The 15,094-nt window shown below is 74.7% G+C and carries 11 protein-coding genes, 1 tRNA gene and 1 pseudogene; 8 read left to right on the top strand and 5 right to left on the bottom strand.

Annotated features, from left to right (window positions below; genetic code table 11):
- The first annotated feature begins 92 nt into the window (after positions 1-92).
- Complete coding sequence (locus AB0C73_RS08655) at positions 93-2,573, top strand: MFS transporter (RefSeq protein ID WP_362526259.1); 2,481 nt, start codon at positions 93-95, stop codon at positions 2,571-2,573.
- Between the two features lie 452 nt (positions 2,574-3,025).
- On the opposite strand, the gene AB0C73_RS08660 is transcribed toward AB0C73_RS08655, so the two are convergent.
- Together AB0C73_RS08660 and AB0C73_RS08665 are read right to left on the bottom strand one after the other, a co-directional pair.
- Positions 3,026-3,889, bottom strand: a complete 864-nt coding sequence (locus AB0C73_RS08660; RefSeq protein WP_362526261.1) for an NUDIX hydrolase — start codon at positions 3,887-3,889, stop codon at positions 3,026-3,028.
- Positions 3,886-4,662 (bottom strand): hypothetical protein, encoded by a 777-nt coding sequence (locus tag AB0C73_RS08665; protein WP_362526263.1) that lies wholly within the window; start codon positions 4,660-4,662, stop codon positions 3,886-3,888. The genes AB0C73_RS08660 and AB0C73_RS08665 overlap by 4 nt, the downstream gene beginning before the upstream one ends.
- A gap of 177 nt (positions 4,663-4,839) precedes the next feature.
- Between AB0C73_RS08665 and AB0C73_RS08670 the strand changes: the two genes are divergently transcribed.
- Positions 4,840-5,244: a nuclear transport factor 2 family protein gene (locus AB0C73_RS08670; RefSeq protein WP_362526265.1), complete on the top strand. Its 405-nt coding sequence runs from the start codon at positions 4,840-4,842 to the stop codon at positions 5,242-5,244.
- Between the two features lie 45 nt (positions 5,245-5,289).
- Here the strand turns inward: AB0C73_RS08670 and AB0C73_RS08675 are convergent, their stop codons facing one another.
- Both AB0C73_RS08675 and AB0C73_RS08680 read right to left on the bottom strand, forming a co-directional pair.
- Complete coding sequence (locus AB0C73_RS08675; protein ID WP_362526268.1) at positions 5,290-5,691, bottom strand: hypothetical protein; 402 nt, start codon at positions 5,689-5,691, stop codon at positions 5,290-5,292.
- The gene (locus tag AB0C73_RS08680) at positions 5,688-6,536 is read right to left on the bottom strand and encodes a DUF2071 domain-containing protein (RefSeq protein WP_362526405.1); all 849 of its coding nucleotides are present in this window, start codon (positions 6,534-6,536) and stop codon (positions 5,688-5,690) included. The genes AB0C73_RS08675 and AB0C73_RS08680 overlap by 4 nt, the downstream gene beginning before the upstream one ends.
- 282 nt (positions 6,537-6,818) lie before the next feature.
- On the opposite strand from AB0C73_RS08680, the gene AB0C73_RS08685 reads away from it, so the two are divergent.
- From AB0C73_RS08685 to AB0C73_RS08710, 6 genes and pseudogenes are all read left to right on the top strand, one after another.
- Positions 6,819-6,906, top strand: a tRNA-Leu gene (locus AB0C73_RS08685).
- 280 nt (positions 6,907-7,186) lie between these two features.
- Positions 7,187-7,906, top strand: a pseudogene (locus AB0C73_RS08690) (Tat pathway signal sequence domain protein); the annotation flags it as partial.
- Complete coding sequence (locus AB0C73_RS08695) at positions 7,889-8,386, top strand: discoidin domain-containing protein (RefSeq protein ID WP_362526408.1); 498 nt, start codon at positions 7,889-7,891, stop codon at positions 8,384-8,386. The pseudogene AB0C73_RS08690 and the gene AB0C73_RS08695, both read left to right, overlap by 18 nt.
- A gap of 164 nt (positions 8,387-8,550) precedes the next feature.
- Positions 8,551-8,928, top strand: coding sequence for a hypothetical protein (locus AB0C73_RS08700; RefSeq protein ID WP_362526271.1), 378 nt, complete (start codon positions 8,551-8,553; stop codon positions 8,926-8,928).
- Positions 8,929-9,002: 74 nt separating this feature from the next.
- Complete coding sequence (locus tag AB0C73_RS08705; protein ID WP_362526272.1) at positions 9,003-10,769, top strand: cation acetate symporter; 1,767 nt, start codon at positions 9,003-9,005, stop codon at positions 10,767-10,769.
- Entirely contained in the window at positions 10,766-12,040 is a 1,275-nt protein-coding gene (locus AB0C73_RS08710) for a histidine kinase (RefSeq protein ID WP_362526274.1), read from the top strand. Before AB0C73_RS08705 ends, AB0C73_RS08710 begins: the two co-directional genes overlap by 4 nt.
- 29 nt (positions 12,041-12,069) lie before the next feature.
- Here the strand turns inward: AB0C73_RS08710 and AB0C73_RS08715 are convergent, their stop codons facing one another.
- Positions 12,070-15,093: a hypothetical protein gene (locus AB0C73_RS08715; protein ID WP_362526277.1), complete on the bottom strand. Its 3,024-nt coding sequence runs from the start codon at positions 15,091-15,093 to the stop codon at positions 12,070-12,072.
- Position 15,094: the final 1 nt, after the last annotated feature.

Below are 15,094 nucleotides of genomic sequence, written 5' to 3' on the forward strand. Positions count from 1 at the left end.
TCCTTCCGAATCTCGATGTGGAACTCGCTGTGGATCTCGATCTCGCCCCATCCGGGCACCACACTAGGGCAGTTGCACTATGTTCCTGCCTCGTGGACCAGTTGACCGCTGAAGACCCCACCCATATCGGCCCGTACCGGCTCATCGCCCGCCTCGGCGCGGGCGGCATGGGCCTCGTGTACCTGGGGCGCTCCGAAGTCGGCCGCACCGTGGCCGTGAAGGTCGTGCAGGCCGAGTACGCGGGGAACGCCGAGTTCCGGCGCCGCTTCGCGCGCGAGGTGGCCGCCGCCCGGCGGGTCGGGGGCGACTGGACGGCGGCGGTGCTCGACGCCGACCACGAGGCCGCGGTGCCCTGGGTGGCGACCCAGTACATCCCCGGGCCCGACCTGCACTCCGTCGTGGCCGAGGACTTCGGCCCGCTGCCCGAGCACTCCGTCCGCGCCCTCGCCAACCGGCTGGCCCTCGCGCTCCGCGCCGTCCACGAGGCCGGGCTCATCCACCGCGACCTCAAGCCGTCCAACGTCCTGGTGACCGTGGACGGCCCGCGCGTCATCGACTTCGGCATCGCCCGCGCCATGGACAGCCTCCCCGGGGACAGCCTGCACACCCGCACCGGCATGCTCATCGGCTCACCCGGCTTCATGTCCCCCGAGCAGGTCCGCGGACTCGAACTCACCCCGGCCAGCGACGTGTTCTGCCTCGGCGCGGTACTCGTGTACGCGGCGACCGGGCGCATGCTGTTCGGCGCCACGGACACCGGCCTCAACGCCCATCTGTTCCGGGTGGCCGAGGAGGAGGCCGACCTCACCGGCGTACCGGACTCGCTCGTCGACCTCGTCCGCGCCTGTCTGGAGAAGGAACCGGCCCGGCGGCCCACGCCGCAGCAGGTCGCCGAACGCACGGCCACGGACGACACCGAGGAGTGGCTGCCGGGCTCCGTGCTCGCCCAACTCGGCCGCCACGCCGCCCGGTTGCTCGACTTCGCCCCGCCGCCCGCGGCGACCCCGGCGGCCGCGCCCACCCCGCAGACCCCCGTCGTACCGGCCCAGCCGGACCCGCGGGTCGCGCTCGCACAGCAGGCGGCCGGGCCGGGCGCGTACACCCCGACGGCACCCGCGCACGCGGCACCGTACGCGTACGGCGGCGCGGGCGCCGTGCCCGTGGGGGCGGCCGTGGGCCCCACCGCGCCCCGTGGCGCCGCGCCCGGACGCTCGCGGCGCCGGTGGACGCTCGCCCTGGCCGCCCTCGTCCAGCTGCTCGTGGTGATCGACGCGGCGGCCCTCACCCGCAACGCCCGCTACCTCCAGGCCGACCTCGGCATCGACGGGGAGTCCATGGGCCTGGTGTTCCAGGCGTACGCGGTCGCGCTCGGCGCCCTGCTGCCGCTCGGCGGGCATCTCGTCGACCGCCTCGGGCGCAAGGCGACCATGGTCACCGGGCTCGCCGCCTCCATCGTGGCCGCCGTCCTCGAAGGCTTCATGATCGACGCCGTGTCCGACGGACGGTCCACGGCCGGCGTGCTGATCGGCTCCCGCGTGCTCCACGGCTGCGCGGCCGCGCTCCTCACCCCGGCCGCGCTCTCCCTGGTGGCCCGGAGCTCGACCGACCCGAAGGAACGGCGTACCGCCTTCGCCGTGTACGCGGTCGTGGTCACCGGAGGCGGCGCCGCGGGTGCGGCCGTCGCCGGATTCTTCCTCGAAACGCTCAGCTGGCGGCTGGTCATCTACGCCGGGATCCCGTGGGCCGTCCTCGCCCTGATCCTCGTGGCGCGCCTCGTCGACGGGCGTGCGGCCGAGCCGGGCGCCCCCGAGCGCGGCCCCTTCGACCTGCCCGGTGTGCTGCTCGGCGGCGCCGGGCTCGGCGCGCTCGCGTACGGACTCGACGGCATCCACGACGTGTACGAGGAAGTGCGGCCTGTCGCCGTGGTGGTGGGCCTCGTCGGCCTGGCGCTGATCGCCGTCTTCCTGTGGCAGCAGCGCACGGCGGCCGCCCCGCTCCTCGGCCCCGACACGCTCAAGGACCGGGCCCGGGTGGGCGCGTACGGCGGCCTGGTCCTGCTCGGCGTCGGCCTGTTCGGCCTGTACCACGGGGCGGGCATGCGGCTCGAACACGTCGACGGCGTCGCCCCGTTCGCGGCCGGCCTGATGGTGATCCCGGCGATCCCGGCCGCCGCCGTGGGCGTGCGCCTCGCGTCCGTCCGGCTCGCGGGAGGCGCCGGGCCCCGGTCCTCGATCCTCCTGGGCACGCTCCTGATGGGCGCCGGGCTCGGCCTCCTCGGCGGGCTCCCGCCGACGAGCGGTTACTTCGCCGCCGTCCTCCCCGCCCTGCTCCTCACCGGCTTCGCCGCCGGCCTGGCCCTCCTCCCGCTCTCCTCCCTCGCCGTCCCGGACGCGCCCGGCGTCCGCACCGGCGCCGCCGCCTCGCTCGCCGCGTACGGCGCGCCGCTCGGCGGCCTGATCGGCGCCCTGGCCGCCGGCGACGCCCTCGCCATCGGCGCCCTCGCGGGCGCCGTGGCGGCTCTTCTCGCCGCGCTCGTCGGCGGGTTGACGACGCGAGTGTCGGCGGGCTCGTAGGCGTCTCGGTGAGGCGAGGTGGCGGCCGTCCCGGCCGAGCACCGTCCCGACTACGCGCAGACCGGCGGAGGCCGAGGCGGGCGGTGAGGCCGATGCCCGCGACGGAGGCGTCCTTCTAGATCCCCAGCCGGCGCATGGGCCCGTGTCCTCTCCGTTCCGTCCGCTCCGGCGGGGTTCATGGCAGACGCGCAGCTCACGGCCCCGGCCGGGCCCACGGGCGCTGGCGGGATCGCGCCAGCGCGTGTTCACGCAGCCCGGCACCCCTGGCCCGGCTGCCGGCGCCCGGCCAGGATGAGGACCGCGACGCGCACCCCCACGGCACGGGGAACCAGCGCGTCCACGGCATGGACCGGGTGGCGCCCCGGAGGAGTCACTACGGCGGAGGAACCTCCCCCCTCCCCGCCGAGGTCGCGGCACCGCCCGGTCCGGCCGTGCAGTTCGCCCCCGGCGGCTCAGTGCCCGCGGTAGCGGGCGAGCAGTGGGGGCAGATAGTCGGCGCAAGGGCCTGGTGCGGGCGCCGACTTCCCGGCGTCAGACTCATCGGGGTCGGACCGCTCGAAGTCGGATGCGGTGAAGGCGAGTTCGTCGAGTTCGGGGACGAGACCGCGCGCGGTCTCCGCGGCGATCAGTCCGGCATGACACCGGCGCACCCGCGCGGCCGGAACGGCGGGTGCCAGGAAGTGGAACCCGAGGCTGCCGAACCGCGCCCCTCGGGTCAGCGCCCACAGCCCCAGCTCCGACTCCCGTACGACGAGGCCGACTTCCTCGGCCAGCTCGACGGCCGCGTGCCGCCGCAGCACGGCGAGGTCCAACGGCTGTCCCGGCGGGGGAGGTTCGGCACCGCCGCCCGGCAGGCTCCACCGGCCGGGCGTCGCCGTCGTGCGCGAGCCGCGCCCGAGGACGAGGCCCTCTTCGGTCGGCAGCAGTACGGTCACATAGACGGAACCCGGTACGGCACCGGGCGGGCGGAGTGACCGCAGGGCGCGGCTCCGGTACGTCATCCGGGCCCACCGCACCACCGTGCGGCCGGGCGCGGGCCTGTCGAGGCCGAGGGCGGCGACGAGCGGTCCGTCGAAGGCTGTCGGGTTGGCGGCCGTGGCCTCGGCCCAGTGGCGGTCGACCGCCCAGCGCTCGGCGGCGGAGAGCGGAGGCGGCGGACACTCGACGAAGTCGATCCGCGTCGAGTCCGTCGAGTCCGTCGTGCCGGCCGGGTCGCCGGGGTCGCCCGGCGCGATGAACTCGACGGGTGGGCCGGGTGGTTCGGGTGGTGTGCCGTGTGCCGCCCCAGGGCTCGGACGGTCGCCCTTGCGGCTCATGCCGGGACGCTGCCGGTGGTGGTCGCCGCCGCTTCCCAGGCCCGGGTCAGTCCGTCCAGCCAGGCCGGCGGCAACTCGGCCGCGTCCCACTCCGCGCGCAGCTCCTCCGGCGTCGTCAGCAGACGTTCCAGGACGGAGATGCTGGTGGGGGAGTGCAGCAGGGAGTAGCGGCCGTGGATGGCGATGGGGCTGCCCGGGCCGTACTCGGCGTACATCCGTGCCACGCGGTCCTTCCGGTCCTCCGCGAACCGCGTCAACCTACCCGCGTACGCGGCACGCTGACGTGCCGTCATGGTGCCGAGGACGGCGGTGAGGACCTGCTCGGAGACCTCCGGGTCGAGGTCGGAGACATCGGTGAAGGAGAGATAGAGCGGCAGGACGACGACCTTCGCGCGCTCCAGTTCCATGCGTCCCACCGGCGGCCGCGGCTCCGCCCCGTCGCCGCCGTCCGCCCCGTCGCCTTCCGTGGTCCCGCGGGCGACCGCCTCGCGCAGGGTCCGGTCGGCGCGGGCGCCGAGCCCGTCGGCCGCGGCGCGCGCGCCGTCCAGCCAGGCGGCCGCGTAGGGCTCGCCCTTCTCCTCCGGGGCGCCCTGGGCGAGGGTGTCCAGTTCGCGCCGGGCCAGGGCGAGGGCCCCGGCCTCGACGAGTCCGATCAGCTCTTCCGCGTCACCGGAGTAGACCCCGGCCCGCGCGAGGAGCTGGACCAGCGTCGTCTTCGCGTTGCGGACGTCGGCCTCGTCCAGCCGGAGCCGGTCTTCCTCGGTGGCGTTCAATGGTCCTCCTCGTCGCAAGCGTCGCGCGCCGTGAGCCTACGTGGCCGGGGCGGCGCGCCGCAGACGGGCACACGGACGAGTGCTCTGGACAGCCCGGACCGCGCGCCGTAGCCTCCGAGGTGCATATTCAATTTGTTGAGTATCAATCTGAGTCGCCGTACGAGGAGAGGCCGGACCATGCACCCGTTCCGCAAGGCCGTGGAGGACCGCGACACCGCCGCCATCGAGGCACTGCTCGCCGAGGACGTCGTCTTCACCAGCCCCGTCGCCTTCAAGCCGTACCCGGGCAAGGCGATCACCGCCGCCATCCTGCGCGGGGTGATGCGGGTCTTCGAGGATTTCGTGTACGTACGCGAGATCGCCGACGCGGGTGGCCGCGACCACGCCCTCGTCTTCACCGCCACGGTCGGCGGGAAGCGGATCCAGGGCTGCGACTTCCTGCACTTCGACGAGGACGGGAAGATCGACGACTTCACCGTCATGGTCCGGCCGCTCTCCGCCGCCCAGGCGCTCGCCGAGGCGATGGGCGCCCAGTTCGAGCGCATCGCGCGGGAGGCCGGTGAGGCGGCCGGCGCCGCCTGAGGTCTTGAGCGGCGGCAGGGTTCAGGCCGTCGGCCGGGCCGACACTCAGTCAGCCCTCGGCACCGCCACCACCTGCACCTCGTCCTCGTACACGATCCGTCCCGGATCCGCCGACTCGATCCGCTCGTACCCCACCCCGTGCGCGGCGAGCAGCTCCAGGTACCCCGGCACCCGGTCGAGAAGATGGCCGGCGGTGCTCTTGAACCAGGCCACGGCGCCGGGGTTCACCTCCGGGTCGTACACGCCCGGATCGGTCTCGGACGGGTTCGGGTACGCGGCGTCGTACCAGTCGTTGGCGGCCCGCCAGAAGCGGTGCTCCGCCTCGCTCAGAAGTCCTTGCCGCGCGAGCCCGTTGGCCAGCGCGAAGACACCCGGGAAGTGCCCGCGTGGGCTGCGCTCCGTGCCCTGGAAGCGGATGAACCGGGCGGCGGCGGCCGAGGTGGTCATGAGGCCGCGCCCGGCCGGCGCGGGGCGGGGGCGCGGCCGGCCTCCGGTGCGTACGGGCCGGCCGGCGTGCGCGCCTGCGGGTTGCGGCCCGGCGGGCCGAAGCGGACCGGGACTCCGGGGGACCAGAGCACGCTCACCGGGTCGCCCGGCGGGCGGGTGAGACCGGCCGCCGCGATGAGGTCCTCGTCGTACGAGAGGAGCTCGGCGCGGTGCAGCGGCCAGCGCGGGTGCGCGTTCGGCAGGTGGCGTGTGCGGCCGAGAGCGGTGGTGTGCAGGCCCCAGCGGGCGGTCAGGAAGTGTTCGAGCGCCGTCGGTTCGGTGACCCGCTCGCCGATCCGCACCGCGAGGGCGCTGCGCGCGCCGCGCGGCCCCGGCCCGCGCCGGCGGCTGGTGTACGTCACGGTGTCGCCGTCCCGCCGGACCGCCATCTTCGACCAGACGTACGGGAGCCGGAACGCCCACCGGCCGATCGCCACCGGCAGCAGCCGCGAGGCGTCGAGCGAGCGGAAGACCACGCCCCGGCGCCCGTGCTCGTCCACCGAGTACAGCCGTACGTTCGTCTCCGGGAAGCTTCCGAGGTACGGGACACCGGGGAGCCGGAACCAGCCGACCCGGTGCATTCGGAACGCCACCAGGCCGACGTGCGTGGCGCCCTCGAACGTGTCGGGCACCGTCCCCGGCGGCAGCAGCGGCGCCACCTCGGCCGGGTCCACCGCCCAGTGCAGAAAGGCCAGGTCGAGCCAGGACTGGGTGAGCAGGGTCGGCCCGGCGAGATGCGGCGGGTCGGCCGTTATCGGCTCGGGGGAGAGGGCGAGGCCGGGGCCGGGGCCGTGAGCGGGGGTCATGGGGTGCCGGGGCGGGGCGGTGTGCTGCGAGGGCGGCATCGCAGCAGTATGACAAGCCCGCACCACCGGCCCGCCGCACCGCCGCACCGCCGCACGGCCGGCCCGCCGGCCCGCCGGCCCGGCTCCCGCATTCCCGGCCCCCGGCGGGCCTGCCGCCCGAGCAACTCCACCAGGCGTCCGTGCGCACGGCGCTGACCACCTGAAACGTGGTGAACGACGACTCGAACACCTGGTAGATTGATCCTCGTCGCCGCGGCCCGCAGGGCCCGGAGCGCACACCTTGTCCGGGTGGCGGAATGGCAGACGCGCTAGCTTGAGGTGCTAGTGCCCTTTATCGGGCGTGGGGGTTCAAGTCCCCCCTCGGACACCAGGGTTCACCCGTGATGGGGTGGCAGGGCTTCGGCCCCGCCACCCCATCACGCATTTCCGCACCCGAGTCCACCTCACCCCACCCCACCCCGCACCAAAACTGTCAGGAACCTTTACTAACTCCCGCCGTCCCGGCACTATGTCGTGCACCCATCACGCCCGTCCCGTCCCCCACCCGGAGGTGGCGCATGGCACGACCGGCTCACTCGGCCCGGCGGCGTACGATCCCGGCCGCTCTCGCGGCGGCCCTGAGCGCCCTCGTCCTCACCCTGCTCGGCACCATGACCTCGCCGCCGCACGCCGATGCGGCCCCCGCCTGGACCCTGCGCTGGTCGCCCGACCCCGCGACCGCCAAACTCGGGGCCTTCGAGACCGTCGAGGACGACCGCGCCGACTCGCACCCCGGCGGACAGCCGCACATCAAGGTCGCCGGCGACGCCTACCGCTTCGACATGCACATGGTCGACCGCGACTCCGCCACCGACCGGCAGCGCCAGGAGGTCACCGGCAACCGCACCTCCTCCGCCGGCTATCTCTCCTGGAAGCCCGGCGAGACCTGGCGTGTCACATACTCGATGTACATCCCCGGCTCGCTCATGGCGACCACGACCTTCACCCACATCATGCAGACCAAGCAGCCCGGCGACGGATCCTCGCCGATCACGGTCACCTCGCTGCGCCGCGTCAACGGCAGGCAGACCATCGAGCACAAGATCTTCGCGGGAGACATCCTGGTCGGCCGCACCGACCTCGAACCGCTGCAGAACAAGTGGATCGACATCGAGTACGAGATGAAGATCGGCGACGGTACGGCGGGCTCCGTCCGCTGGGTGGTCAAGAGCGGCGGCACCACCGTCGTGGACGCCACCAAGACCGGCGTCGACACCTTCCTCGCCGACCGGGTGCGCCCCAAGTGGGGCATCTACCGCTCCCTCGGCGACACCTCGGGCTCCCTGCGCGACACCTATCTGCTGCTCCGCAACATGCGCGCCTACCAGCTCACCGGCTCCGGCTCCGGCACCCCCACCCCCACCCCCACCCCCACGCCGACTCCCACCCCGGCCCCCGGCACCCTGCTCTCCCAGGGCCGGCCCGCCACCGCCTCCTCCGTCGAGGCCGCCGGACTCGAGGCCGGCAAGGCCGTCGACGGACAGTCCGGCACCCGCTGGGCCTCCGCCGAGGGGGTCGACCCGCAGTGGCTCCGCGTCGACCTCGGCGCCCCCGCCGCCCTCTCCCGCGTCCGCCTCGACTGGGAAGCCGCCCACGCCCGTGCGTACCGCGTCCAGGGCTCCCTCGACGGCACCACCTGGACCGACCTCCACAGCACCACGACCGGCGACGGCGGCACCGACGAGATCCCGGTGACCGGCACCGCCCGCTACGTCCGGGTGTACGGGACCCAGCGCGCCACCCCGTACGGCTACTCGCTCTACGAGCTCAAGGTCTACGGCACCCCGGCTGTCACCCTGTCGAAGCCGTAGGCGGCGGGGGGGCCTCCCGGGCCCGAACGGATCGTTGTCCCGTACAGGAAGATTGCCCCGAAGCTCTGGTCGTGCTCCGGTCCGCTGCGTACACTCCACCCTCGGTGCGGATACCGCGCGGTATCCGCCGGGTGATCCGCACCGAGGAGCGGGAGGGCGTGCGTATGGCAGCGGAACCGGTTCCCCGGCGCGAAGTGGTCACCCGCAGCCCGGGTGCCACGGCCGTGCCCGCGGCGTACCGGCCCGCCGCCGAGCGGTCCGACCGGCTGCCGCCCGCCGTCCACACCGAGGTGCGCCGGCTGATCCGCGCCCAGCTGCGGGCCGGTCTCGCCGTCGGCGGCACCCTCGCCGTGCTGGTCGCGACCCTGCCCCTGCTGCTGCGCGAACTCCCCGGCACCGGCCTCGGGCCGGTGCCCCCGCTCCTCGTCTGGGGCGTGCTCGGCATCGCCGTGTACCCGCTCTTCCTCGCCCTCGCCGGCTGGTACGTGCGGCGCGCCGAACGCAACGAGCGGGAGTACACCCGGGCCGTCGAAGGGGCCTGAGTGGAGCCGGGTACCAGGGTCCGTACACGTGTGGAGCCCCGTACGAGAACGACGGCGGGCGCCGGGGCCGCCGCGTGAACCAGCCCTACGGTGTGGTCGCCGTCTTCGCCGTGATCGTCGCCACGGTCGCGGTCGGCGCCCTCGGACTGCGCATCTCCCGCACCACCTCCGACTTCTACGTGGCCTCGCGCAGCGTGCCCGCCCGCCTCAACGCCGCCGCCATCAGCGGCGAGTACCTCTCCGCCGCGTCCTTCCTCGGCATCGCCGGACTCGTCCTCGCGCAGGGCGTCGACATGCTGTGGTTCCCGGTCGGCTACACCGCCGGCTATCTGGTCCTGCTCGCCTTCGTGGCCGCCCCGCTGCGCCGATCCGGCGCCTACACGCTGCCCGACTTCGCCGAGGCGCGCCTGGAGTCGCGCGCCGTCCGGCGCGCCGCCGGGATTCTCGTCGTGGTCGTCGGCTGGCTCTATCTGGTGCCGCAGCTCCAGGGCGCGGGACTCACCCTCGGTGCCCTCACCGGACTGCCCCACTGGTCCGGCGGGCTCATCGTCGCCGTGGTCGTCGCCCTGTCCGTCGCGGCGGGCGGCATGCGCTCCATCACCTTCGTCCAGGCCTTCCAGTACTGGCTGAAACTCACCGCGCTGCTCGTGCCGCTGCTCTTCCTGCTGTTCGCCTGGTACGCCGACGGGCGGCCCGGCCCCGCCCTCGACGAGCCGCCCGGCTTCCGCAAGCACAGCCAGGTGCGCATCGACGACACCCTCACCCTCGGCCTCGACGCGCCGCTGCGGGTCACCGTCACCGGCACCGTCGACGGGCGCCGCCACGCCGCCGAGGAGGTCGATCTGGCGGCCGGCCGGCACCGCGTCGAGGCCGGCACCGTCCTCGGCTTCCCCGCCGGCAGCCCCGTGCCCGAGCGGTCCGGCGCCTCCGCCGACTTCGCCACCGACTCCGGGACCAACACCGGCTGGGCCGAGCCACGCGGCCGCGCGGGCGAGGAACACCCGCTCTACGCCACATACGGACTGATCTTCGCCACCTTCATGGGCGCCATGGGACTCCCGCATGTCGTGGTCCGCTTCTACACCAACCCCGACGGCCGGGCCGCCCGCCGCACCACCGTCGTCGTCCTCGGGCTCGTCGGCGTCTTCTACCTGCTCGCGCCGGTGTACGGGGCCCTCGGCCGGGTGTACGCGCCCGACCTGCTGCTCACCGGCAGTACCGACACCGCCGTCCTGATGCTGCCCGACCGGCTCGTGGGTGGCACCGCGGGCGATCTGCTCGGCGCGCTGCTCGCCGCCGGCGCCTGCGCCGCGTTCCTGTCCACCGCCTCCGGCCTCACCATGGCCGTCGCGGGCGTCCTCACCCAGGACTTCCTGCCCTCGCCGCGCGGCGTACGGCACTTCCGCCTCGCCGCCGCGGTCGCCGTGGCCGTACCGGCCGCCGCCCACGTCGTCGTCCAGGGACTGTCCGTCGCCAACGCCGTCGGCCTCGCCTTCGCCGTCGCCGCCTCGTCCTTCTGCCCGCTGCTGCTGCTCGGCATCTGGTGGCGCCGGCTCACCGCCGCGGGCGCCGTCGCCGGCATGGTCGCCGGAGGCGGGGCCGCGCTCACCGCCGTCCTCGCCACCGTCGCGGGCCGGCCGGACTCCGGCTGGCCGCGCGCCCTGCTCGCCTGGCCGGCCGTGTGGACCGTACCCCTCGGCTTCCTCACCATGATCCTGGTCTCCCTCGCCACCCGGAAGAGCGTCCCGGCCGGCACCGACGCCATCATGGCGCGGCTGCACCTGCCCGAACCGCGTCCGCCCCACCACCCGACCGCCGGATCCTGGAAGGCGCGCCGATGACCGTGCTGTTGCTGCTGCTCTGCTGCTCCGTGGTCGGCGCGGTCTGCTTCGCCGCGGGTGCCGCCAACGCGCGGCGCGCGCGGTACGTGCTCGGCGCCGGGTACGTACGGGGCGCGCGGCGGCGGGGGAGCGGTGGGCGCGGCGGCTGGGGCGAGGGTCCGGGCCCGGACTCGGACACCGTCGAACGGGCCACCTTCCAGACCCTGCACACCGCGTCCCTGGCCGCGCCGCCGCTGCGCGCCGGGCTCGCGCCGGACACCGCCCGCAAGGCGGTGCGCCGGCTCCGGCCGCTGCTCGGCACGCAGTCCCTCGCGCTCACCGGTCTCGACGGCGTGCTCGCCTGGGAGGGCACCGGCGAGCACCACGGCGAAGAGCTCGCCGCGCATGTCGAGAAGGCGGTGCAGGCCGGGCGCTCCCGCACCTTCTCCGTGGACTGCGACCGGGCCGACTGCGCCGTACGCTTCGGGGTCGTCGCCCCGCTCACGGCGGGCGGGCGTCCCAAGGGCGCCCTCGCGGCCTTCGGCTCGCACGACTCGGCCGCCGTCGCCCGGGCCACCGAGGAGGTCGCCCGCTGGGTCTCCGTCCAGCTCGAACTCGCGGAGCTCGACCGGGCCCGCAGCAGCCTCATCGAGGCGGAGATCCGGGCCCTGCGCGCCCAGATCTCCCCGCACTTCATCTACAACTCGCTCGCCGCCATCGCCTCGTTCGTCCGCACCGACCCCGAGCGTGCCCGTGAACTCCTCCTGGAATTCGCCGACTTCACTCGCTACTCGTTCCGCCGGCACGGCGAGTTCACCACCCTGGCCGAGGAGCTGGGCTCCATCGAGCAGTACCTGGAGCTGGTCCGGGCCCGTTTCGGCGACCGCCTTCAGGTCACCCTCCAGATCGCCCCGGAGGTGCTGCCCGTCGCCCTCCCGTTCCTCTGCCTCCAGCCCCTGGTGGAGAACGCCGTGAAGCACGGGCTCGAGGACTCCGTCGACCGCAGCCTCATCACCATCGCGGCCGTGGACGAGGGCTCTGCCGCGCGTGTCAGCATCGAGGACAACGGCGTCGGCATGGACCCGGAGCGGCTGCGCCGCATCCTGCACGGCGAGGGCGGCCCCACCACCGGCATCGGGCTCCGCAACGTCGACGAACGGCTCCGCCAGGTCTACGGGCCGCACGAGGGGCTGGTCATCGAGACCGGTGTCGGCGCCGGAACGAAGATCACGTTGCGCATCCCGAAGTACCACGCGGGCGTGCACGCGGAGGCGCCGGCCACCCGCCGGTAGCCGGCGCTCCACTCCCGTACCTCAGGCGCCTACCGCGCCAGGAACTCCTGCCGCAGCGACTCCAGGATGTCCGCCGCCTCTGGGAGGCCCACGGCGCGGCAGCGGGCGGCGGCGGCCGCGAGCCGCGTGACGGCGGCGTCGCGGCGCTCCAGGCCGTTGCCCTCGATCAGGGCGGCGATGCGTACGGCCTCGGCGCGCGGCACCTCGCCCTCCTCTCCGCCCCGCTCGTGGGCGGCGACCGCGGCCTCGACCGCCACCAGGGCCTCGGGGAAGCGCTGGGCCTCCGCGAGGACCCGGGCCCGGCGGTAGTGGACGGAACCCTGCTCGTACCAGAGCGCGAAGTCCTCCGTGTCCTGGGGCTCGGCCGCGAGCAGCGCGTCGGCCCGGGTCAGATGCTCCAGGGCCGCGTCCACGCCCTCCTCCTCCCGGGCGAGCATCGTCAGACGGGCGAACTCGCGCATCATGTGGGCGAGCATCGGCGGGTTCGGCGCCTCGGTGTGCGCGGCGACGGCCCGGTCGTACGCCGTGGCCGCCGCGTCCCAGCGGTCGGCCATCGCCAGCGTGACCGCCGCCTCCGCGGCCACCAGGGTGTGGACGGCGGGGTCCTCCTCCCAGCCGGCGACGGTGTCCGCGAGCCGCAGGAACTCCTCGGCCGCGGGCAGCTGCTCACCGAGCTCCCGCAGACCGCGCGCGAGGTTCAGCCGCGCCTGCGCGAGCATCCGCTCGTCGAGGCCGTCGGCCGCCTCGTCGGAGAGCACCGACTCCAGGACGGCGACGGCGTCGGCCTGCTGTCCCGAACGGGCGAGGACGTCGGCGAGCTGGAGCCGGACGTCCGTGGCCTGCTCCCGGTCCCCGTCCTGGTCGTACCGCGCGGCCGCCTCCGAGAGATACCGGACCGCGCCGCCGAAGTCCCCCTGGTGCGAGGAGGCGTGACCGAGCAGCGCGTACGACGGGGCCAGCGGGAAGCCGGCGTCGTCGTGGCGCACCGCGTCGCCGATCGCCTGGTGCAGCAGCTCCACGGCCTCGGCCGGTTCCTGCCGGGCGAGCAGGAACTGGGCGAGCAGACACCGCGGCCGCGAGCCGCGCCAGGGCCGGCCGGCCGCCGTCACATCGGCCAGGGCCGCGCGCAGCTCGGTCTCGGCCAGGGCGAGGTTCCCGCGCCGCCCGGCCAGATCGGCGACGTACTGGCGCGCGTTGGCCGTCTGATGGGGCGCGGACAGGCGCTCGGACTCCGTCCGCAGCCTCCCGCAGAACGCGTCGAACCGCGCCACGGAGGCCTCCGACGGCTCGGGCATCTGCTCCATGACCTCGCGATAGGCGCTGTACGCGGCGGCGTTCAGGACCATCAGATGGTGGAGGGCCCGGGCCCTGCCGACGTCGTTGCCGGAGTGTTCCGCCGCCACGGTCTCACCGGCACCGGCACCGGCACCGGCACCGGACGCCTCGCCGGTGAACGGGGCCTCGGACATGAGCCGTTCCGCCTCGGCGAGGACGGCGTCGATCCCGGCCGCGGTCTCCTCCCGGGCGGTCTTCTCGCCGTCCTTCCACTCGGCACCCCACGCCAGGGCGTTGGCCCGTGCGGCGAGCGCCTGCCACGGCATGCCCGCACGGGCGAACAGTCCGGCCGCCCGGTCCTGTTCGGCGGCGAACTCGGTCCTGCGCTCCGCGTTGCCGTGCCCGTCCGCCCGGTGGTCGGCGAGCTCGGCCTCCAGGAGTTCCCGCGGACCGAGCCGGTGGTCGTGCGGATCGGGGGCGGTGCCGTCGGCGATGCGCCGGGCGACCCGCTCCCACAGCCGGTGCTCGGAGGGGCGGCCCTCGCCGGACAGGCGGCGGGCCGCGCGCACCAGCTCGACGAAGTCCTCCGGGATCTCGACGGCGGCCGCCGCGGCAGCGTCGCCGGACCCCGGCGTGGCGTCCGCGGACCCGTGGCCCGCGGCCGGGCGGACCACGGCCGTGCGCAGTCCGAGCGGCAGCGGCTCGGCGAGCAGCGGCTCCCGGTCGAGCCGGGTCCGCCGGCGGTCGCCGACGGCCGGGGTGCCGTTGCGGGCGTCGAACGCGGCGGCCAGCGGGTCGGCCTCGGCGCGGACCTGGCCGAGGAGTTCGGCCGCCGTCCAGTTCCGGCCGGGCGGGCCGGCCACCGTGGTGTCCCCGTGCCCCTGGGCCACGATCCGGGCGAGCAGCACCTCGACTCCGGTGAGGAAGTCGAGCCGGGCGAGCGGCGCGCCCGTCGCCTCGAACAGGCCGCGGTTCTCGGCGAGGATCTCCAGGCCCCGGCCCTCGTTGCGGGACAGGGCGCAGAACTCCAGGTGCAGGCCCACCTCCTGCTGCATCCCGGTGTTGCCGCGCACCCTGCGGTAGCCGGTGAGGTGGTGGGAGCGTGCCTCGTCGGTGCGGCCGGTGCGCAGCAGCGGCAGCAGGGCGCGCGCCTGGCTCGATTGGGGCTCCTCGGAGCAGGTCTGGGACCCGTCGAGCACGGGAGCCCAGGCGTCGAGCGCCGCCGAGTCCTCACCGGCGGCGAGCAGGTGCCGGGCCACGGCGCGGGTCTCGCAGGCCTCGCAGTCGCTCAGGTCCGTACGGGGCCGGGTGATCCACAGGTCGTACGCGTCGGCGGTGCCCACGCCCGTGTGCGCGGCGACATGGTGGCGCATCGCGGCCACCGGCTGCATGCCGTGCCCGCTCGCCTCGTACCGCTCGCGCATCCGGTCGATCCAGCCGCGGATGGTGGCCAGCGGCACGTCGGGCACCTGGATCAGGGAGGTGGTCACCCACTTGAAGCGCCAGAAGACCTGGTGGGCCTCCCATTCGCTGAAGGACTCCGGAGCGGTGTCCCACAGCTTGAGCAGCCGGGCGAAGACGACCGGCGCCTTGCGGTGCTCGCCGGTGAACTCGTACGAGGTCATCAGTTCGAGCAGGGCGGTGACCAGGAGGTCCGGCTTGTCGAACTGCTCGGCCGCCTCGGCGAGCTCCTCGGCGGTGACGGTGCGCTGCAGACCGTGCGGGCGTTCGTGGTTCTCCCGCATCGCCTCGAACACGGCCTCGGGGGTGTCCAGCATC

This window comes from Streptomyces sp. NPDC048623, assembly GCF_040650755.1.
Taxonomy (GTDB): Bacteria; Actinomycetota; Actinomycetes; order Streptomycetales; family Streptomycetaceae; genus Streptomyces.